This window comes from Hymenobacter lapidarius (genome assembly GCF_001816145.1).
In the GTDB taxonomy this organism is placed as follows: domain Bacteria; phylum Bacteroidota; class Bacteroidia; order Cytophagales; family Hymenobacteraceae; genus Hymenobacter; species Hymenobacter lapidarius.
Genome location: NZ_MDZB01000130.1, coordinates 1 through 20,153, shown reverse-complemented (window position 1 = coordinate 20,153; position 20,153 = coordinate 1). Strand labels below are relative to the sequence as shown.

The following is a 20,153-nucleotide window of genomic DNA, read 5'->3' as shown; positions in this document are numbered from 1 at the left end:
GTACTTACGCCACCGAAAGGTGGTCATCCACGCGCACCGAAAGGCGGCAGCTGCCAAGGCCACCGATTAACTTTTGTACCAAACTTTTAACCAAGGCCATTATCGTAGCAGTCGCCGCGGCGGCTCTGTGAGCGCAGGGCCTGGTGCTCATGCAGCAGTTGTCGGTACGCATTGCCACAGTACTGCCCGCCGCGGTCGGAGTGCACGAGCAGGCCCGGGGCGGGCGGCTGCGACCAAAAGGCGCGCTGCAAGGCGCGGGTCACCAACTCCTCGGGCATCGTGGCCCCGACTTGCCAACCTACCACTTGCTTGCTGGCTATGTCCTGAAAAGCGCACAGATAGGCCCAATCGCCATTTGCCAGCGGCAGGTAGGTGATGTCACTGACCCAGACCCGGTTGGCCTGGGTGGGTTTGGGCTGGTTCAGCAGCCGGTTCGGAGCGCAGCGCAATCCGTGCGTCGAGTCGGTGGTGCGCGGGGTAAAGGCCTTAGGTTGCAGCGCGCGCAGGCCCCGGCGGCGCATGGCCGTGCGCAGGCGCTGACGGCCCACCCAGTAGCCCTTTTTGCGCAGCGCGACCTGCAGGCGGCGCGTGCCGTAGCAGCGCTTGTGCACCCCGAAGACCTTGACCAGGGCCGTTTCCCAGGCCGGCTCTGACGGAGCTACGGCCAGCTGTTGCGCGTGGTGCCAGGCATAGTAGCCGCTGGCCGGCACGGCCACTACCTGGCAAAGCAGGCGCACCGGATACTGGCTCCGCTGCTCCTCAATGAAGCGGTAGCGGCTCATAGGGTGTCGGTCGCTGAAAAGATGGCGATGGCTTTTTTTAAAATGGCCAGCTCCTGCGCCTGCCGCCGGGACAAGGCCCGCAGCTGGCGCAACTCGGCGGCCGTAGCCGGGTCCAAATCGGCCCCGCGAGCCGCTGCAGCGGGCGTCAGGGCTTCTTTCTGCCACTTGTAGAGTAGCTTGGCATTGATATTTAAGGCGCGGGCCGCGGCTTGAGTCGAGCGGCTTTGCTCGGCCAAGCGTAGCGCTTCGGCGCGGAAGGCGGCATCATAACGCCGACGTTTAGCAGGTTGGGAGCTGTCTTTCATGACATTCGAAAGATAAGACCCTATTCTGTCCATATTTACCCGACCACCTCAAAAGACCCACAGAAATATCATCGTGCCCAACAAAAAGGCAATTTTCCGACGTTTGATGCCCAGGACAATCGCGCTGCCCGCGCCAATGAGTGCCACCCCCGCGAAGTAAATCCAGAAGCTGGGGAATGGAATCCAGCCCGGTACGAGCGGAACCAGGTGCTTGGTGTACAGAAAATGGGTGATGCCATAAATCAGGATGGTAGTCAAAAAGAAAAACCTTCCAACGGAAGTGATTTTCTCCGCCCAACTGCCATACGTTTCCGTCAGTCCTTGTTGAAGTTTTTCGGAATATGAGCCAGCAATTGTCAATGCTCCTCCGGCTAATGCCAAATTAGTGAGGACATTCGTCCACGAGCCCATGTAATTATTGTAGGGGTCGATAGTTAGCTCGTAGGGGATACTGCTGAAGCATAACAAAGCCAGCAGCAACCCGAACAGGACAAGGGTTAGCAGTTGGGCTTTTCTGTTTAGAACAACGGCTACGCCGGCGGCGACGAGCACTGCTCCTACCAAGCGGGCCCCCAGGGAAAGGCCGGGAATCGGAGAAGGCCACGCAGGGAACAAAGCCTGCAGCAGGCGACCCGAAACCAGTTGCTGAAGGCCTAAGCCAGCCATGCCAACACCGTACAGTATTCGGCTAGCCTTCAGGATGGTGCTTGTATCCGTGGTTTGAAGGTCGAGGAGCTGGTTTTGGTGTAGCATAGTCGAGCGAGGTATCTTCTTTCGTGTCCGACGCCCTTAGATTCAAATCATCCACACGCTGGCGGCCCTCAATATCTATCATTACTTGACCAACTTTTAAGCATCATACTGCTTTGGGACAGTGCCTTAAACCGTGTCGTTAGACCAGACTCCTCAAATTGGTATGGTCTGCTCCAAAACCTACTTTTTCTTTACTGCAGCGGCCAGTATTTCCTGATTCAAATGCATGTATTCGGCCTTTGATACTTCATTTTTATCGGTTTGCACCAACTCCAACGACTTGTTGGCGGCGGCAACGGCTTCCTGGTTCCTGCCTTGTTTCTGCAGCAGCTTTGCCTTCCGGTAGTACCCAAAATATTTGGCAGGATTTGCTTTAATATACTCTTCAACCCAGCTTATGGCCGGATTCAAATCTTTGCCTGTGTTAAAATAGTACTGAGCGGCTTGCATGTAAGGCTTTTCCGCGCCCTTCATGGCTTCCTGAATCTGGCCTATTACTATGCGGTCCGGGTCTGCCAGGATGGCCAGGGTCACTTGAGTACGCTCCCAACTTAGCACAATGTCGGCGGAAGCTGGACGCAGATTTTCCACATTTAGCATCATGGTTTCGACGGGAGTGGCTAGCTTTCCAGGCTTGACTGTGGTACGCAATACGTCGAGAGCCGGCTTGTACTCGTAGGCGCCCCATTGGGCGGTGTCGCGGTTGAGAATCAAGGTCCACTCCTTGGCACCAGGGATGGTGAGCAAGGCATAGGTACCGGCCGGTACTGCTTGGCCGCCAATTTTTACTTCTTCACCAAAGCGCACTTTGGTGATGGTATTGGCCCCAGTGCGCCACACCGTTCCATTGGGCACGAGGTTGCCAAATCCCACTCGACCGCGTAGAGACGGCCTTGAATACGATAAATCGATGTAGGAGGTAGAGAATTGCTGACGCAGGTGTGCTTGAGGGCTCAATGGCGGGATACTCAGCTTGGTTTGAGCCTGGACACCCGTGGTTAGCAGCAAGCCAGCAAAAAGCAAGTAGGCGGTGATTTTCATGATGACTACTCCGTTAAAAAAGTGGCATGAGAAGGCAGAAAAGGAGCAACTGTTTAGATGGCTCATTGAACAACACCTGCTCAGCGTTCGAAGCCCATTCGGGCAAATCACTGTCGCTCCGTCATTTCTCGCGGATAAGGTGTTGACTGCACGCTAGGGCCGTGAATAGCCGCTTGGTGTTCGCGCAGTACAGCATGCCAACCCGGAGGCAACAGACTTGCGGCGTGCAACCGCGAGCCGCTGGAAGGGCATTTCAGACTTCATTGCTCCCAGTGAGCCGCGCAGAAAGGAAGAAGAGTCATCAAAGCGTTGGATATGAGAAGCGAGCAGTGCTTTTGCGGCAACCACACTCTGGATAGGATGCCCAAAGCTAAATTTGGCTCAACAGGCTATTATAGTCCACTTACCAGATAGGTGATGGTCCGGCCAAGAAACCTCAAGAGGGACCCGTAACGAGTTTTTTTAAGTCGTTGCGGTGGGTAACCTTTGGCTAACCGACCCGGTGAGCACCTAACAGCACATCGCCCGGCGCGTCGTCCACGTACCTGTGCGCCAGCTCTGTCACGTGCTGCGCGTGGCGCCGGCTGCTTATCATACCTGACGGCCCCCGGCTGGGCTCGTCATCCACTGCGACCAAGGCAGCCAGGTAGAGCCACCCGCTTCAAAGTCCTCGTCGCCCACCATGGCGCGCTGTAAAGCATGAGCCGACGCGGCAACTGCTACGATAACGCCCACGCCGAACCGTTTTGAAGCCGTATCGAGGCTGAATTACTCGACGGCGACAGCTTCCCTAGTCTGGTCGAAGCCAAGCTCGAAATCAGCCACCATGCCGCACATTACAACGCCGGGTGTGTCTTTCTTCATCCGGTTACCTCGCCCAACCACTTTGAAAGCCACCTTTAAAAAACGTCCTAACCCTGTCTGGCTTAGCTAGACCATCTCAATCACCTCAGAAATTTACCCTAGAATTTGCTGATTTAAGTCGTCTTGCCCCTCTAAAGCCTTTACGACCAGTTTAGCGATGCCCTTTAGCTTGGTTGTATCCTTCGCCTGGGGGTGCTGCAGTACGGCAAGTATCGCCCGTAGCTGCTTACGCAGCTTGTAGGCCTTGTTCTGATGCGTTTTGGGCAGTTTAAGCGCGACTGCCAGCTCCCTTTCCAGTCGAAGCGTTCTGCGTTGCTCATGCAGTAGCTGGCTGCTGACGTTTTCCAGTTCGTCCTGAACGCGGTTGCGCTCTTGGCGCATGGCGTCCGTTTGGCTAACCTGAGGGGTTTGGTTGTAGTAAGCGGTGGCCAAGGCCAAGGCCTGATTACCCACTGCCACCGGAATGCCGGCATCGTGCAGGGCTGCTTTTGCCCGCTGGATGTGGACGGGCGTAATGACGAGCGGCGCTTGGCTCATTAAAATCTGGATGGTGGTAAAGAATGACTCGTATTTCTGTTTGAAGTCTCCCCTAGGGTTTGGCTGCCGACACCGCTGTTAAAGAGCTGACGGTGGCCCCCCTACCAATGGTTAGGAAAGAGCAGTTTTAACCAGCCAGTCTTCCCCATCACGCTTTACAAGAGCGAATCCCTGACTTAAATAAACAGCCTCCAGATGCAGCTCAAAAGTGGGTGCCTGCAGCTGTCGTTTCAGAAACGGCCCGGGGTTCTCGTACATATCCCGCACTTCCCGCAACGGAAAAGCAACTTCTTCCAGCAGTGGCCTTTTGGTCTTAATGGCAACGCTGGTCTTTTTGACTGGAATCACCTTGGGGGCTTGTTGTCCGGCCAAGTATTCTTCTATCAGGTACTTCTCTACCAGAGCTTTGTAAACCGCGCCCGCCGGTTTCTTCACTTTCCCCAGTTGGTGCTGCTTGCCAATGCGCGACAACACAAAATCGACGTATTCAAGGGGGTATTCCTTTGCTTCCAATTGCTGAGTAATCTGCTTGATGCTGCGCAGGCTTACCCCTATCAGCCGTAATGCTTGAACCCAGGCAGGCTCCTTGGCAGTGGCTTTCTCAACATTTTCAGAATGTTGAGAAAGCTCGGTTGTTTCAACATTCTGTTCATCCCGTGTTTGTGCCAGCTCATCTGAACTGGTGTTGGCTGTGTCATAACCGAACAGGAACTTGATGCGCTGTACCAACTGGTTCTGCCGTTCCAGCTCGTAGGTAAACGGCATGTCGGTGCGCGCCAGTTCCAGCTGCGCCCGGTCCAGCACCCGCGCTTTGAAGTTGCTAAAACGTGGGTATTCGTTCTCGGCGATGTTGAGCATGAAGCGCAGCTGCTCCGGCGTGACGGTTCGCTGCCCAAAGTCCGAATACTCTTTCAGTAGCCAGTAGATGCGCACCGAGCTGGGGCTTTTCAGCTTGCGCAACTCGTCCAGGTCGGCCAAGGTGAAGTTGCCGCTTTCGCGCAGCTGCAGCAGGTACGGCATGATGAGGGGATTGAAAGCCGCCACTATCCCACCCATGTCCCCGTCGTAGCCCGCCTTGGCCATCAGCGGGATGTAGTCGTACTTGGGCCGCCGTCGCCGTTTGCGGGTGCCGTCCTCCAGTATTTCAATGTACAGCTTAAAAGAGGTGATGTCGTCGCACATCTCGTCAAGCTGCTGGTAAGCCGAACCGCCGTGCCGCTCGAACAGCAGTTCGCTGACCGGGATAACGTGCTCCTTGAATTCGGTGTCGTCCAGGCTGATGCGGGCAAGCAGCGCCAAAAACAGGCGCATCTGCAGGGGCACGAAGCTGAAACGCGCGTTGACGAGGGCATTGTGCTGGGCTACTATTTTGTCGGCGTTCTGTTTGGGCGGCTTTTTCATGGGGGATAAGTCGGGGCACTGAAGAGCAATAGCTGTTTATTTTGGAGTATTCTAGCGTCCTTTTTGTAGCAACCTGAGCCTGGCAGCGTCTATTTTGTAGCAAACTAATCTCGCTTAGCGTCTATCTTGTAGCAACCTCGCGTCCTTTTTGTAGCAACTTGGGACGGTAGCGTCCTTTTTGTAGCAACCTAGAATCTGCTAGCGTCTATTTTGTAGTAACCTAGCGTCTATTTTGTAGCAACCTAGCGTCTATTTTGTAGCAACCTGGTCTCATAAATTATTGTTTGTCAATACGTTCTGGAGCCTGTAATACTAATATTATAATTTGAGTTTAAAAAACAACTAGCTAGGGAGTTTTTTTTAAGCGTCTATTTTGTAGCAACCTCATTTGCTTAAAAGTCAAAAAAAGCACAAAACGCAAAATTGTTTCGAGGCGGTTGTACTATTTTATACTATGTATTAGTAATTAGTAAGTTGTGATTTTATGCCAGCGTAAAACCCATTCCAATTAAATCGCAAAAAGTAATTCAATTCATGAAAATGTGCAATATCAGCAGTAGCTTGAGAAGCTACTGCCGCTGCAGTCTCCGCAACTGACCCTTGGGCAATCGCCTCTAGGCAGCCTGCTCGATGGTCCCGCTACTGAGACTGCAGCTTGCGGTTGGTTTTGAGCAACTTTTCCAGCACCGGGGCCGGCAGCGTCCGCTGCGCGGCGGGCAACTGCGCCAGGGCAGCCTGCAGGGTGTCTTCCAGAAACTGCCGGATTTCGAAGCCGGGCTCCCAGTATTCCGCCTGCTTGAGCTGCAGGTACGTTTGGTCGCGCACGTAGGACCCAAAGGGCACCCAGCGCCCGGTGGGACCGGCCGGGGCGGGTACGTCCACCGAGGGGCTTGAAATAGCAGCTGCGCCGGGAGTCGCCGGCAGGGGGCTTACGGCCCCGAACATCAACTCGTCGGGAGTGGGGGCAACGGGCTGGGTCAGCGTGCTGCCAAAGCGCTTTTTAGGGCCGGTGCTCATAGACGGGCGAGGATTTCAGTGGTGAGGTTGGCATAGTCTTCGGCCCCGTTGCTGGTGGGCGCGTAGGCAAACAGGTTTTGTTTTTCAATCTGCGCTTCCGACAGCTTGCCGTTTTGCCGGATGCTGGTGTTCATGAGCAGCGGCCCCGTCACGGCGTTTTCCCGCATGATGGCCACCACGTCGTGGTGCAGCGCCAGGCGGTAGCCCGCCGCGTACTTCGTCAGGAACAGGCCGCCGACCTTCAGGCGGGGGTTGAAGTTTTTGCCCATGATGGCGCAGGCATCCAGCAGCGTGGTCAGGCCCTCGTAGCCGTAGAACTCGGGCTGCACAGGGATAAACACAGCGTCGCTGGCCACCAGGGCCGCGTAGGTGAGGCTGGTGAGGGCGGGGGGCGTATCAATGAGCACGTAGTCGTAGTCGGCGGCTACTTCCTCCAGCTGGTCGCGCAGGAAAAACTGGTAGGTGGGCTGCTGCCCCAGTATCTTCTCGAGCTGCGTCAGTTCCCGGGCCGAACCGGCCAGGCCCATCCCCTCCCCTACCCCGACGATGATTTGCTTGAGCGTGCGCTCGCCTTTGATGACGGTGCCCAGGTGGGTCGCCACGTTGGCGGCAAAGCTCATGGTCAGGTTGTGCTGCGGGTCGCAGTCCAAGAACAGCACCCGATGGCCGCGGCGGGCCAGTTCCTGACCGACCGTGAGCGTGGAAGTGGTCTTGCCTACTCCTCCCTTATGGTTGGCAAAGGTGATAACTTTCATGAGGTAGCAAAGAGGGTGAGGCGGCAATATTACAACTTATGGCACGAATGAGCATACCGCGCATACCGTACATGCCAGTAATACTAAAAATGCTTAACATTTTCAGTATGCTGAGCATTTTTTCGTGAGTCAACACTGATTTTAAATTCAATCGTTTGAAATTATGCTGTTTATACGAAATCGTCAGCATCTGAAACTATTCAGAATGTTGAGAATGCTGAATACGCCGGGAAAAATTACTCTTCTTTTGTATTCCATATTTGCTAAATATTCTTAAAATTCTGGGTATTCTGGAAATGTTGTAGACTGCGTTGTAGCATCTGGGTATAACTCGAATGCCGTGACACACGGCAACTAAAATTTCCGCGAGCGGCCACGACAGGGCAGGGGCGCGGCTGATTCCATTGCGTAGAGTCGTTAAGCACATTTCAACCGGTGATGGCGTGTCCGGGTGCACTGGTGCGGCTGGGGCGCATAGTCGGATTCAAGGATGCGGATGCACCCCCAGAAGTCGAAGGCAATGCCGTTATTGGCTGGTGATAGTCAACGCGATTACTTGAGGCCCCAAACCCTGAAGCGGTCAAAGCAAGAAGGAGAGAAAGAGGCCGCCTATTTCTGCCAATGCGCCGCCCAAAAACCAGTGGTGCGTCGCGCCCGATTACCAGTCTTGCCTACGGCAAGGAGTTCACTCCCCTAGCGCTTGGCCAGATAAAGCCATATCGCCCGTATGAATGCCTTACTCGCCCGGCAGAAGCCTGCAGAGCAGGAATCATCAGGGCAGTTGCCACAGCTACAGTCGAATTTTTTGAAACCGCACTAACAGCCGAACTCCTCGAAGGCAGCTGCTTCCTAGTTCGGCCAAAAATAATTTTAAGTCAGCTATTAAATCGCTTAAGCCAGTGCCGAACGGCGGAAAGGCAACCGCAATTACTATGATTATTTCAGGGCGTCAATAACCGCAATCGCGAATAATTGCCCGTCGTATTCCACATAACCCCAATTCATAGATGCCCGGCCCAGGAAGTGGCCGGCGAGCTTGCCGGGTCGCCGCGCTCACAAACCGGCTCGTTGTTTCTCCACGAACCGCAGTTGGAACAGCCCGACCCCGGTGGGCAAGCGCATGCTGTCGGCCCCGCACCGGACCGTGACGGCAAACGGTTGCCGGGTGACGACCAGCAACTGGTTTGGATTGGCCCCCGTCGCCAAGTGTTTGTAGTACGCGATTTCCCGCAGGGTAAACACCCCCACGTGCTCGCTGACGGTCCCTTGGCTCAGGACCACGAGGTGCAGCGCGTTGACCACTACCACCGCCGCCCCCGACGCCGCCGCCACGGTGCGCCCGCGGGTGGAGCGGCGCGCGCCCCACAGCACCAGGCCCGCGAGCGCCAGGCTGGTGCCCACGCCGGCCCCGCTCACCATGCCGTAGGGCCGGTAGCTCCAGGGGACCTCGGCGCCGCTGGCGAAGACCAGGAGTTCCCCCACGTCGGCCAGCAGCAGCAACGCGCCCAGCCCCCACCCGGCCCCGCAGGCCCGGCGCAGGGCACCCGGACGCAGCGACGTTATCCGGGGCAAAGCGGCGACGACGGCCAGCAAGCCGGTGTAATAGAGCCAGGGCAAGAGGTAAAGCATACCGGGTCACTTAAATCAGGCGAGGCCGCACCCGTCAAAGGGTGGCCGAGGTAAATCAGTCGAGTACAAAGACCGCACCACCGTCATCATCAAAGGCCTTGGCTGTTGCAGAACTCCAATTTGACCCCGTAACTAGGCGTTTGGCGTTTAAAGCAGGCCGTCAACACGCTTGAACAGGCCTATTGCACCTCTACAGGGTATGAATCAGACCGTTTTGGACCTTCATCCGAGTTCTGCAACAGCCACGACCCTTTTGCTAAACCTTCTAAGTGGCGCTCGTGTCCAGTCTACGCTAGTAGATTTCTTGCTCCCATTCCCACTCGGAGAATGGCTCCTGCGGCCTGTATCCGTCTAACTGCACACGCGCACGGTCATTAGCTCGTCGCAAGGCACGTGCGTAAGCCGTGGCGTCGTCGGGTGCCAGCGCGTTTACCACATTGGTCCACACGGCAAATGCGGGCACCGCATCAGTTCCGCAGCCATCAAGGTCGAACAAGTAATGGGGCGATTGGATGGGGTCAGCAAAGGTGTTGTGAATGAAGTGGCAGGCCAACTGGAAAAAGTGGGCGTAAACATCGTCTGGCTGGTCAACAGGGGCCGTGGCCAGCAGCGTCTGCGCTTGCTCCAAGTCCTGTGTCACAAAGTAGGCAACCAAGTATTCTGTGGCTCGATTGTCTGCCCGCCCGCCTGGAGCGTGCTGCCGCAGCGCCTCTGTGAAAAGCCGAAAGGCATTTTCGAGCAGTTGTGGTTCACGCACCAAGCGGAAAACGTAATCCACTCCAATCAGCTTGGAATGCAGACTACCCCTGAAGAGGTAATACACAAAACACTGAATGTCTAATGGGTCATCATCAGGTAAACGCATGATTGAAAGTAACGCTCCTTTGGGTAAACTCCTCGCAGCTGCCCGCCACCAGGTGCTGATAGCCCATTGCCGGGCCGGTCGAGTTTAAGAAACTCGTCTACGATTGAAAGTTTACGAAACGTGCTGAGGGGATGAGTTTCGTAAACTCGAAACCAGGTGCTTTCCCGGGCCTGGTCAAACAGGATTTTGGGGGCAGTGGGGAAGTGCAAATAATGCGGGCCCTGTCCCGGAATAATCACTTTACATAATCCTACTTATAAGGTCGGTCTTGGAATCCGTGCGGGTCGGCGTTGCTTCTCGGGGCGCCGCCGGCGTGGCACTTTGCCGGGAAGGCGGCTGGTTGACCGCCCGCTTTGCCCGGGGTTGCCGGTCGCCGCCGGCTTGCCCCCATCGGGGCCCTTGTTGCCCCTGCACAAACCGCTGCGTCTAGACCACTACCCATAAAGCACCGGCCTGCTTTGAGGCCAGCGGCTGTTGTTGTTTCTCCCTAATTGCCAGCAACATCAAAATAATTAGTTTTTCTCCGGATTGGTTCGTTTGTTTGCGCCACCTTCTTCCTTCTCACCACAGGGTTTTTACCCTGACCGGGGCCGTGGACCCCGCTTCTCACCCTCGCCTGCAGCCCCGTGCTGCTTGCGTAACCGGCCCCGGCGTTGTCCGGGCGTTTCCGGTTCGCACTGGTGGCACCCGCCGGTTTCCGGCTCGCGCCATGTCTGCCCGTTGCGCCCCCAGCAGAACCCTCTCTTTGGGGTTTCTCACCCGTTTTTTCGGGTTTTAGCACCCATTCCATTTCACCGGATACAGGCATGCACCGGGGTAGGGGTTTGCTTACGACACAACGACCGTCTCCGAAGACGTGGGATAGGGCACGTCTAAAAAATGGCAAAACATCTGGTTACCAAAGTATTGACTGACATTAATTCGACTCCGACTAGGTTACTAAAATCAACCCTACCCACGCAACTAAACAGCTGTTACTAGGGTCATGCCTAAGTCGCAGGTCTAAAGTTCTTCAAAAACACTAAACCCACTTACCATGAAATTCTTGATAATATCCCCTTTATTGATTTTTGGGGCAGCTGCAGGGGCAGGGTGTGAAAAAGACACAAGCAGTATTCCTAGTCAAAGCTGCGATAACGAGCGAATTTTGGCTTCTTATCAAAACAAAGAAGCCATTGTGACCAGAACACAGCCAGATACTTATTGCTTAATTGTAGACTCCTTAGACATAAGTAAGGGCAGTTTTCTATTAGACAACTACTTGGTCCCATCCACCCCTTTGCCGGTACAGTATCAAGTTGAAGGACTTCGTGTGCTGCTAACAGGCCGTAAGAAAAGCTGTTACGGGCTAACGACTTTCCCCACGCTCAGAAGTTCATTTGGTTATAAGCTAGAAATCGACGATATCCGACCCTCGACAACAGGGAAGTAATAAGCGCGAATTTTCTCATTTCATAACATATGCCAAATGAAACAATTTTTACTTGCGGTAGTCCTACTTTCATTGATTTGTGGGTCTCGAACCGGGTGGGCGCAACCCAACCCTAAGTCGGAGCAAAATCGTTGCGGTTCTGCTTTTGAGATTGAAAAATTAAAAAAATATCACCCAGACATTTATCAGAAGTGGCTCCGTATCGAGCAGCATACCCAAAATTATGGCCTTGGTTAAAAGTTTGGTACAAAGGTTAAACGACGGGCTGACAATCGGCTTCCACTTGACCACCCCATACTACCCCTACATCAAATGAGTGGGGTTTTACAGGGTTTCCCGGAGAAGTCAAACTCCCTCTGAAGGGTGAGCGATAGCAATCTCTCCAGCGAGCCAAACAGGTCAACAAGGTTGGGCCAGCTGGATACGTAAATGGCTCCACTTTCCGGCCCCCTTTCTACCTGCATAACAGCTCCCTGTCGATGGGGGCGACAAGGTGCACCTTTCTGGCTCCGGCCGTCGCGCAGTAAGACGCGTTGACACGCCCACCGAGCAGCCGCTCGTTTAACCTTTGTACCAAACTTTTAACCAAGGCCACCACCACGCATTTCATGGCGTGGCTCATCCACGTGGGCACTTCGCGCAGCGTCTGCAGCAGCTCAGCGGATAGAACCGGGTCAAAGGCGACGCGGTGCGCCACCAGCCGCGGCGGCAACGCCAGCACCGCCGCCGCCGCCGCGTACGTTCGGGGGCTTTCGCCCTGCTCCGCTTGGACTTCGATGCCCTGGCCGTTGGGCAACCGGCGGAGCTGCGTCACGCGGGTGTTCAACTCCAGGCTATGCGCTGGCAGCTGCCCGGCCAGGGTGCGGCACAGCACCGCGGCGCCGCCCGCGAAGCGCAGGTAGCCGGTGGACCCCGACGGGTGGGGCAGCCGGTGCACCCCCTGCGGGGTCTGGTAAGCCGTGGCCCCGGCGCTGGGCTGCACGAAGGGCCGAATGCCCAGTTCGCCGAGCAGTTGCCTCAGGTGCGGGTGGTGGTCCCAGCCCCAGGTGGCGCCCAGGTCGAGCAAGCTGTCCTCCCCACCATCCGACAAGGCCGGGACGGCCCAGGTGCGTCCGCCCACCCGGTCGCGGGCTTCGAGCACCCGCACCGGCACGCCCGCGGCAAGCAGGACCCGGGCGGCGGTGAGCCCGGCGAGCCCGGCCCCCACGACGAGCACCGGCCGCACGGCGTTATCAGGAAAAGAACGAGCGGGCGTCATGGGCAGGAAAAAGCCGGCCCGCAATCAACGCGGCCCGGTGGGTCCGCGTACGTCGGGTCGGGCGTAGTGGCCGGCGACGTCCAGTGCCATCTGCTCTTCGGGAACGCGGGCCCAGTCAATTTCGGCCGTCAGGATGATTTCCACGTCGTACACCGGGCCGGCCACAATGGCCCCGTCGGGGCCAGTAATGACGCTGCCCCCGTGGAGCACCAGCGCGTCGGGGTTGCCGAGCAACTCGCCGGCCGTTTTCACGGGTGCCTTGGTGCTCCAGACCAGGATGGTGCAGCCGGTCGGGCTAGTGGCGTTGTGCTCGGTGCCCGCCGGGTAATGCAGATAAGACCCGGGGCCGAACGCGCGCCCTTGCTCCACGCCCGGGTCCACGTAGGTGCCGTCCACCACAAATACTTCGTCCGGTACGGCGTGCGCGTGTACGGGGTAGCCCTGGCCGGCCGCAATGCGCAGGAGCACCCGAGAGTCACCCCCTTCGGCCCGCAAAACCTGTTTTTCCACGCCTTCGCTATAGGTTTCCCAAGCAGCAGCTGCGCCTTCAATGCTCGTTACGTGCGCCATATTAATTGAAAAAAGAAATGAGAAATCAGACAGCTTAACTTTTTTTTTGGATACGTCACTTGCGCAATTAAGTGCGGGGGTCGGGGCGGAAACGTTGTTTCCGTGTCACGGCCCCTGCACTTAATTGCTGGGGTGCTTTATACCTGGTAGCCCCTCTTCGGCCGCCTGCCCGGGAGAGGCTACATGGCCTTGGCGCTGATAAAGCTTTTTTGCAGGTGTCGCCGCTCAGGTCCACGGTGTAGGCTATTCGCAAAACACATAATTTAGTATGCCCGAAATAAATTTTTAGACTAGTCTAAAAATTGTGGCTAGCTTTGGGGCAGATTCCGGTTTTACCCGGCCGGTACCCTCCCCCGCTTATGCGCCGGAACTGCCGCCGGGGGTGGGCCTACTACTTGCCGCGCACCCCGTCGGTGTGGTCCGGTGCAGCTGGGGCCCATCTTATTTATAACCTGGGGGCCAGTTGGCTACTCCCTTCATTCACTCACCATGAGCTATTCTGAAAGCCAAGTTTACCTGCAGCATGCCGACCAGTCGCTGGCGGACGGCCACTACCAACGCGCTGCCGGGCGGTACGCGGAGCTGGTGGTGGGCCTGCAGCCGAAAGCCAACGCGACGCGCCCGCTCACGCCGGATGCGGTGCCGCTGGTGCGGCAGTACGTGGCGGCCTGCCAGGGATGGGCTGCCGCCCTACGCAATCTAAAACAAGGCTCGCCGGCCGAGACGGTGCTGCTGGCGGTGCTTGGCAAACTAAGGCGCTTCATCGGCAACCTGAGCACGCCCACCCGCTACCGGGCGCAGCTGCTGACCGACTACAAAACGTGCTTTTACGCCCTGGCCGATTTCTACCTGGGCCAGGAGCAGCCCGAGCGGTTGGCCGCCTACGTCCAGCAGCACGCCGACGAGTTGCACAGCTGGCAGCGCAACCTGGGGATGCAAACGCAGGCCCAACACCCCAATTAAGGCACCGCCGCCGGGGCGAGCAGGTAACCTCTTTACAATAAACCAACTAGCGGCAAAACGCGCTTCATGAAAACCTTCCTACTCCCCTTCCTGCTGCTCGCCCTGTGGTGGGTGCCCGGACCGGCAATTGCGCAGCACCTGGTTGGCGGCTTTGCCCAAGGCAAGGGCCGCGCCGCGGTGGCGCTGTCGTACACCCGGGAAAGCTTCGACCAGTTTTACCTGGGCACCCAAAAAACGCCCATTGCCATCCGCAAGCTCGACGATATCGTTATCGAGAGCGTCAACCTGTACGCGGCCTACGGCGTGACCGACCAGGTGGACGTCGTGGTGAACCTGCCCTACATCTCCGCCCAGAGCCGGCGGCTGGACAGCGACCTGAAGGTGCGCGAGCGAAACCTGCAGAACGGCGCCGCGGTAGTGCAGTGGCACGCGTACCGAAAACCCTGCGGGGGCGGCACCCTGTCGGCCACGGGCGCCGTGGGCGTCAGCACGCCCCTGAGCAGCTACCGCACCAACCTGATTTACGGCATCGGCAACCAGTCCTCGCACCTGAACCCCTCGCTGCTGCTGCAGTACCAACGGGCGAACGGGCTGTTTGCCACCGGGCAGGGCGGCTACAGCTTTCGCTCCAGTCAGGTGCCCGACGCGGTGCTGCTCGCGGCCAAGGTGGGCTACGCCGGCGCGCGCTTCTACGCCGACGCTTCGCTGACCAACCAGACGTCCACCAGCGGCATCGACATCGGCGGGCCCGGCTTCACGCCGGCGCGCTTCCCCGAAACCCGGGTGAGCACCACCAACCTGGGCGTTTCGGTGTACGTGCCCGTGGCCGGGCCTGCGGGCCTCTCGCTGGGCGGGGGCACCCGCATCGACGGCCGCAACGCCGGGGCCCTGCGTTGGGGCAGCGCCGGGTTGGTGGTCAAACTGTAGGCCTGTTCCCTGCTCATCGCCGTTGCCCACCTGCGCGGCCACGTCAGCTGCCTGGGCACGCCGGCCGCCGAGCAGGCCCCGCTGCTGGGCAAGTACAAGCGGTGCTTCTACGTCCTGGCTGACCTAAACATTGCCGAAGGCCAGCCGAACTGCTGGCGGCCTCCTCGCGCCGTCACGCGCAAGAGGTGGCCCGCCGGGCCAACGACCTGCACTTGTTGCGGGCCGCCCACAACGGTAACCGATTTTCCCCGTTCAGTAATTACCATTCACTTTCCCCCTTCCATTTTCTCATGAACACTCCCAACGACCAGTCCGAGCAGCACATCGGCAAAACCAAGGGCTTGCCCAACCACGCCCACGACCTCGTGCACGACCTCAGCAGCCGCCTCGACGCCCTGTGGCGCTACGACCAATACATTGCCAACGCCGAGCAGGGGGGCGTGGCGGACAGCAAGCAGTTCTGGCAAGAGCTCAAAACCCAGGAAACGAAGAACATCGACCGGCTGAAGGAGCTGGTTCGCCAGCGCGTGAAAGACGGCGGCTTCTAGTCGTTACCTCCGATTGATTCCGTAGCTGATTGGCCCGGCGGCACCTTGGTGCCGCCGGGCCTTTATGCGGCCGTTCGATTTTGCCCGTTGCCGTACCGCACTAGCCATACTATCTCACCAGCGGGCATCAGGGTCCGGGAGGAACCGCTCGTTCCTCCCAAAGCAGCGCGCAGGCCGCAACCGCTAGTGCTTCATGCCCGGTGCTTCCATGCCGCCGAGGCGCTTGCCTTTGCCGAGCTGGTCGAGGGCAGCGCGGAAGCCGGTCGCCAGCTGCGCAGCCGGGCCCCGGCCGTAGTAGTGCAGGAACATCATGCGGGGCTGGTCGAAGAGCATGTGGTTGTGCACGGCCACCACTTCGAGGTTGTGGGCGCGCAGGGCTCTAATAACCGGGTTTACTTCGGCTTCCAGCATGGCAATGTCGCCGGCAATGTGCGCGTCGTCTTGCTTGCCGGCAAAGGCGGCCCACGAATTGAGCCCAATGGCGGCGGTCATTTCCGTGCCCATCATCACCGACTGCAGGTCGTCGCGGCCCACGGTGTATTTGTAAGTAGGCCCGTTGACAGTGCCTTGCTTGGCGGTAATCTTATCCAAGGCAGGCAAGTCAAACAGTTCCTTGCCCGTGGGCGGGCCGGCGGCGGGCGTGGCGTTGTTGCCCTGGGCCGCGGCAGGCGCACCCGCCGGCTTGGGCTGGTTGGCCGGCAGCAGCTTTGAGTCTTTGAGTGCGGCGGCAAATTTGCGGGCCAGCTCGACGGGGGTGCCCATGCCGTGGATGTGCATGTAGAAAATGCGCGGCTCCTCGTAGAAGAAGTGGTTATGCACAGCGCCGATTTCCAGGCCCTGCGCTAGGGCGGCCGACATGAGCGGGTTGACTTCTTCCTGCAATAGCACGGTGTCGCTCATCAGCATCGCGGACTTGCCATCCAGGGTGTGCTTGATGGCCACCCAGCCGCCGAAGCCCAACGGAATGGGCACGGGCTCGCCCTTTATTGTCACCTTCAAATCGTTGCGGGGCAACGGCGTGGTGTGTGTGGCCTGCGCTTCCACGTAGGTGCCTTTTTTGCCCATGGCCTCTTCAATGGCGGCCATTTCGGCCGCCGATAACGCGGGGGTTTTGCCAGCGGGGGGCAGGACGGGAACCGGCATCGCCAGGGCCTCGGGGCCGCTGAGCAGCGCGGTGGTGCCGAGGACAGCGGCGGCGCGCAGGGCAGCGCGGCGGGTGACGTTAGAAGAAGTCATGGGGCCAATAGGGAAAGTGAAATAGAATCAGCCGCCGCCGCAGGCGCCTTTGCCTTGTGCTTGAATGGGCGGGCACGGTACGGAGCCGTAAGAGCAGTACACGCAGCAGTCGCCGGCCAGGGGCTTGAGCACCGTGTGGCAGCTGGGACATTCGTAGAACCACTGGCAAGCGTCGGTGGGCATCTGCTTGGCCTGCGCGTGCTGACACACCGGGCAGGTGAGCACGGAGGTCAGGGTAACGGGTTGGGTCGGGGCCATGGGGCGGCGTTTAACGGGTGGGGTTCTGGACGTGGTAGCCGGTGCGGTTGATGGCGCTTTCGACTTGGGCTGCCTGGGCGTGGGCAGCGTTGAAGCGTACCCGGGCGGTGGCCTGGTCGTAGGACACGGCCACGGTTTGCACCCCGGGCACTTGCTGCACGGCGCTTTCGACGTGGCGGGCGCAGGCCTCGCAGGTCATGCCGCTAATGCGGTAGGCTGTGGTCTGCCACACGGGGGCAGCCTCATTGGCGGCAACGGCCGGGGCACTGGGCTTGGCCGTGGGGTAGAGCGTGGCCCCGTAGTAAGGAAAGGCCAGCAGCAGCGCGGCGAGTACGGTGACGGCGCCGAGAAAAGCAGTGGTCTGCATCAGGGGCCTTTTCTCGGACACAACGCAGCAGTCGGCTGTAGGCGCGGGGTGCAGCTGGCGGTACCAGGCGAAGCCGAGCACGGCCACGGTCAGGGCTACTAGATAGAGGCGATAGGGTTCGAGCCAGGCGAAAGAACTGGCGGCGCCCCCGAGCCCGCCGACCACGGCCAGCAGCGGAGTGATGCAGCAAAGCGAAGCGGCCAGGGCAGCCAGCAGGCCGGCGCCAAACAAGGACTTGGAGAGCGGGGCGGGGGCGCTGTTCATTGAGCCGGTTCGGGTTGGGTAGTGGCGAGGCGGGCCAGCAGGGGCTGGAGCACGGGCAGGTGCTCGGCATTGAGGGAGTAAAACACGGTTTGGCCCACTTTGCGGGCCGTGACCAAGCCGCCGTCTTTGAGCTTGCGCAGGTGCTGTGATACGGCGGAAACGGTCATTCGCAGCACGTCGGCCAAGTCGCACACGCACAGCTGCTCGTCGGCGAGCAGGAAGAGCAGTTGCAGGCGCACTTCGTTGCCGGCCAGGGCCAGTACCGCAGCCAGCGAGCTGAGGGCGGGGGCGACTCGGGTCAGGCGCGCTTGACACTGCTGGATATGGTCGGCGTTGGCAAAGACCCGGACGCAAGGGGTGGAATTCATGAAATAGGGCGGCACGAAAGGCACCTGTTGTATTTAAGCAAATGCTAAAGTACGCATCAGGAGTTTACCTATCTGACTGACACGGAAATGCTGGCCTCTTTTTAACAGAGCCAGCTCATTAGAGGCCGGGGCAAAGCCAGGAGCCTATTGGAGGGCCAGCTTTTCCAGGGCTGTCTTGAATTCCGGGGTGTCGTACTCGGCCATGCCGTCGTGGCGGGCCGCTACCTGGCCATCGGGGCCGAGAATGACGGTAGACGGGATGGAGTTGGAGTTGGAGTTGAAGGGTGCCGTGAAGAGTATAAGCGCACCTGCTTAAGCACTTCCTCTGGCAAATCAAGAGTTTAGGAAAACGGTGATTTTGAATGACTCGGTGCTTCGGCGTTCACCTCCGCACAGCAGCGCGGGCTACCCCAGCCGGGCAAGTAGGTCGAACAGGGGCTGGTTGACGTAGTAGTTCGAGTTGGCATGCTTTTGCTTGACCAGCACGCCGTCCGCGGCCAACTGGTTCAGGTAGCCGGCCGCCGTGGGCCGGCTCACGTGCAGTTCCTGCTGCACGAATTCGATGCGGGTGTAGGGATGACGGAACAAGTTGTTGAGCAGGTCCTGGCTATAAAACTTGTACGGGCGCAGCCGCTGCTTCGTGTCCTGCATCAAGGCGCGCAGGGCCGTAATCAGGGCGATGCTCTCGCGGGCCGTTTGCTCGACGCCGGTGAGCAAGTACAGCAGCCACGGCTCCCATTCCCCGGTGTCGCGCACCGCTTGAAGGTGGTGGTAATAGTCGGCTTTGTGCTGGGTGATGAACCGGCTCAGGTACAGTACGGGGATGTCGAGCAAGCCCTTGAGCACCAGGTAGAGGATGTTGAGGATGCGCCCGGTGCGGCCGTTGCCGTCGTAAAACGGGTGAATGCTCTCGAACTGAAAGTGGAGCACCGCCATTTTCACCAGCGGGTCCACGTCGTGCAGCGAATCGTCGTTGAAGTACTGCGCCAGGTTGTCCATCAGGTCCAGAATCACGGCCGGGTCCTGCGGGGGCGTGTACACCACCTCGCCCCGTTGGTTTTTTAGGGCCGTGCCCGGTAGCTTGCGGTAGCCCCCGCGGTCGCGCTTCAATTCTTCTTGGATTTGGGCAATGTGGTTGGTGCTCAGAAACCCGTACTGCTTCACCAGCGCCGTGCCGAGCCGCAGGGCCGAGGCGTAGCGCTGCACCTCCTTGGCCGCGTGCGAGTCGCCCAACTGCAGCTCGGCGTTGAAGAGTTCGTCGTGGGTGGTGATGATGTTTTCAATGGCGGAACTGTCCTTCGCCTCTTGGAGCGGCAGCGTGTCGAGTAGAATGCTCTCGTTGGGGATGGCGGCCACTAGGCCCTTGAGCTCGGCCAAGGCCCGGTGCGCCGCCGGCAGCTTTTTCAGCACAGCGCGCGTCTCCAGCTCACTCGTTGGCGGAAGCACGGAAGGTTGCCAGGCAGTCGGCATGACGGGAAGGCGAAAGCGCCACGGATAAAGCCCGTTGGCTTTGTAAAGAAACTTGATTTTTCTTTATAAAGCCAACGGGCTTTATAAAAAGGACCCCCTTTTTCTTTACAAAGGGTCGTGCCCGTTCAATAAAACGAGGGTATACTTACCTTTCTTTCGTTTCCAAGTCTTCTTCGCATCGATGAATTTCGCTGTATCTGTTTTGGCTGGTGTCCTCTGCCTGTTCGCCCTGCCTTCTTGTGGCCAGAAATCGAGCCATAGTAAGCTAGGTGAAGCTCACGCCCGGCAGCAAGTGCAGCGCGTCATAAGTGCAGTTCCCCAAACACCGTTCTACAAATCTCTGCTACCCACCAAAGCCGTGGCCACTGCCATGATGGAACCGTTGCTGTTTTCCATTTACGGTAAAGGAAATATTATCAGGCAGCGCCCCTACGAGGTGTACTTAGAGCCTATCCGGAAAATAAGGAAGTTGTAGCCAGGCGCGAGAATTTTGAGGTTACCACACCTTACAAGATTCTCGTTGCGCCCGACTACAACCGACTA

Annotated in this window: 23 protein-coding genes; 6 read left to right on the top strand and 17 right to left on the bottom strand. The window is 58.3% G+C overall.

The window, feature by feature from the left end; genetic code table 11:
• Positions 1-86 precede the first annotated feature (86 nt).
• The 10 genes from BEN47_RS14825 to BEN47_RS14780 form a co-directional block, all read right to left on the bottom strand.
• The gene (locus tag BEN47_RS14825; RefSeq protein ID WP_070729224.1) at positions 87-782 is read right to left on the bottom strand and encodes an IS3 family transposase; all 696 of its coding nucleotides are present in this window, start codon (positions 780-782) and stop codon (positions 87-89) included.
• Positions 779-1,087 carry a transposase gene (locus BEN47_RS14820; RefSeq protein ID WP_070729222.1) on the bottom strand — a complete coding sequence of 103 codons (309 nt, stop codon included), beginning with the start codon at positions 1,085-1,087 and terminating at the stop codon, positions 779-781. Before BEN47_RS14820 ends, BEN47_RS14825 begins: the two co-directional genes overlap by 4 nt.
• A 48-nt stretch (positions 1,088-1,135) precedes the next feature.
• Complete coding sequence (locus BEN47_RS14815; RefSeq protein WP_070729220.1) at positions 1,136-1,840, bottom strand: DoxX-related protein; 705 nt, start codon at positions 1,838-1,840, stop codon at positions 1,136-1,138.
• Positions 1,841-2,020: 180 nt separating this feature from the next.
• Positions 2,021-2,881, bottom strand: a complete 861-nt coding sequence (locus BEN47_RS14810; protein ID WP_070729219.1) for a DUF2911 domain-containing protein — start codon at positions 2,879-2,881, stop codon at positions 2,021-2,023.
• Positions 2,882-3,838: 957 nt separating this feature from the next.
• Positions 3,839-4,282, bottom strand: coding sequence for a hypothetical protein (locus BEN47_RS14805; RefSeq protein WP_070729218.1), 444 nt, complete (start codon positions 4,280-4,282; stop codon positions 3,839-3,841).
• Between the two features lie 111 nt (positions 4,283-4,393).
• On the bottom strand, positions 4,394-5,683 hold the full coding sequence (locus BEN47_RS14800) for a replication initiation protein (RefSeq protein ID WP_070729215.1): 1,290 nt from the start codon (positions 5,681-5,683) through the stop codon (positions 4,394-4,396).
• Positions 5,684-6,322: 639 nt separating this feature from the next.
• Positions 6,323-6,700 (bottom strand): hypothetical protein, encoded by a 378-nt coding sequence (locus BEN47_RS14795; protein ID WP_070729213.1) that lies wholly within the window; start codon positions 6,698-6,700, stop codon positions 6,323-6,325.
• On the bottom strand, positions 6,697-7,455 hold the full coding sequence (locus BEN47_RS14790; protein WP_070729211.1) for a ParA family protein: 759 nt from the start codon (positions 7,453-7,455) through the stop codon (positions 6,697-6,699). Before BEN47_RS14790 ends, BEN47_RS14795 begins: the two co-directional genes overlap by 4 nt.
• 1,053 nt (positions 7,456-8,508) lie before the next feature.
• Complete coding sequence (locus BEN47_RS14785; protein WP_125921705.1) at positions 8,509-9,027, bottom strand: hypothetical protein; 519 nt, start codon at positions 9,025-9,027, stop codon at positions 8,509-8,511.
• Between the two features lie 349 nt (positions 9,028-9,376).
• The gene (locus tag BEN47_RS14780) at positions 9,377-9,949 is read right to left on the bottom strand and encodes a DUF7677 family protein (protein ID WP_070729208.1); all 573 of its coding nucleotides are present in this window, start codon (positions 9,947-9,949) and stop codon (positions 9,377-9,379) included.
• 1,036 nt (positions 9,950-10,985) lie between these two features.
• On the opposite strand from BEN47_RS14780, the gene BEN47_RS21060 reads away from it, so the two are divergent.
• A complete protein-coding gene (locus BEN47_RS21060; protein WP_125921704.1) occupies positions 10,986-11,381 on the top strand; it encodes a hypothetical protein in 396 nt (131 codons plus the stop codon).
• A gap of 36 nt (positions 11,382-11,417) precedes the next feature.
• Positions 11,418-11,618 carry a hypothetical protein gene (locus BEN47_RS21525; RefSeq protein ID WP_125921703.1) on the top strand — a complete coding sequence of 67 codons (201 nt, stop codon included), beginning with the start codon at positions 11,418-11,420 and terminating at the stop codon, positions 11,616-11,618.
• A gap of 217 nt (positions 11,619-11,835) precedes the next feature.
• Here the strand turns inward: BEN47_RS21525 and BEN47_RS22715 are convergent, their stop codons facing one another.
• Together BEN47_RS22715 and BEN47_RS14770 are read right to left on the bottom strand one after the other, a co-directional pair.
• On the bottom strand, positions 11,836-12,639 hold the full coding sequence (locus tag BEN47_RS22715; RefSeq protein WP_070729206.1) for an FAD-dependent oxidoreductase: 804 nt from the start codon (positions 12,637-12,639) through the stop codon (positions 11,836-11,838).
• A gap of 24 nt (positions 12,640-12,663) precedes the next feature.
• Positions 12,664-13,209, bottom strand: a complete 546-nt coding sequence (locus BEN47_RS14770; protein ID WP_070729204.1) for a cupin domain-containing protein — start codon at positions 13,207-13,209, stop codon at positions 12,664-12,666.
• A gap of 489 nt (positions 13,210-13,698) precedes the next feature.
• Here BEN47_RS14770 and BEN47_RS14765 point away from each other — a divergent pair, with 489 nt between their 5' ends.
• The 3 genes from BEN47_RS14765 to BEN47_RS14755 all read left to right on the top strand — a co-directional run bounded on the left by BEN47_RS14765 (position 13,699) and on the right by BEN47_RS14755 (position 15,647).
• On the top strand, positions 13,699-14,172 hold the full coding sequence (locus BEN47_RS14765; RefSeq protein WP_070729202.1) for a hypothetical protein: 474 nt from the start codon (positions 13,699-13,701) through the stop codon (positions 14,170-14,172).
• A gap of 66 nt (positions 14,173-14,238) precedes the next feature.
• Positions 14,239-15,099 (top strand): hypothetical protein, encoded by an 861-nt coding sequence (locus tag BEN47_RS14760; protein ID WP_083322454.1) that lies wholly within the window; start codon positions 14,239-14,241, stop codon positions 15,097-15,099.
• A 290-nt stretch (positions 15,100-15,389) separates the two neighbouring features.
• A complete protein-coding gene (locus tag BEN47_RS14755; protein WP_070729200.1) occupies positions 15,390-15,647 on the top strand; it encodes a hypothetical protein in 258 nt (85 codons plus the stop codon).
• 183 nt (positions 15,648-15,830) lie between these two features.
• Here the strand turns inward: BEN47_RS14755 and BEN47_RS14750 are convergent, their stop codons facing one another.
• From BEN47_RS14750 to BEN47_RS14730, 5 genes are all read right to left on the bottom strand, one after another.
• A complete protein-coding gene (locus BEN47_RS14750; RefSeq protein ID WP_070729197.1) occupies positions 15,831-16,883 on the bottom strand; it encodes a DUF1259 domain-containing protein in 1,053 nt (350 codons plus the stop codon).
• A 27-nt stretch (positions 16,884-16,910) separates the two neighbouring features.
• Complete coding sequence (locus BEN47_RS14745) at positions 16,911-17,141, bottom strand: GDCCVxC domain-containing (seleno)protein (protein ID WP_070729196.1); 231 nt, start codon at positions 17,139-17,141, stop codon at positions 16,911-16,913.
• A 10-nt stretch (positions 17,142-17,151) separates the two neighbouring features.
• Positions 17,152-17,772, bottom strand: a complete 621-nt coding sequence (merTP, locus tag BEN47_RS14740; RefSeq protein ID WP_070729194.1) for a mercuric transport protein MerTP — start codon at positions 17,770-17,772, stop codon at positions 17,152-17,154.
• Positions 17,769-18,140, bottom strand: coding sequence for an ArsR/SmtB family transcription factor (locus BEN47_RS14735; protein WP_070729226.1), 372 nt, complete (start codon positions 18,138-18,140; stop codon positions 17,769-17,771). Before BEN47_RS14735 ends, merTP begins: the two co-directional genes overlap by 4 nt.
• 405 nt (positions 18,141-18,545) lie before the next feature.
• Positions 18,546-19,610: a Fic family protein gene (locus BEN47_RS14730; RefSeq protein ID WP_070729191.1), complete on the bottom strand. Its 1,065-nt coding sequence runs from the start codon at positions 19,608-19,610 to the stop codon at positions 18,546-18,548.
• 181 nt (positions 19,611-19,791) lie between these two features.
• Between BEN47_RS14730 and BEN47_RS21820 the strand changes: the two genes are divergently transcribed.
• On the top strand, positions 19,792-20,085 hold the full coding sequence (locus tag BEN47_RS21820; protein WP_204378335.1) for a hypothetical protein: 294 nt from the start codon (positions 19,792-19,794) through the stop codon (positions 20,083-20,085).
• The last annotated feature ends 68 nt before the right edge of the window (positions 20,086-20,153 follow it).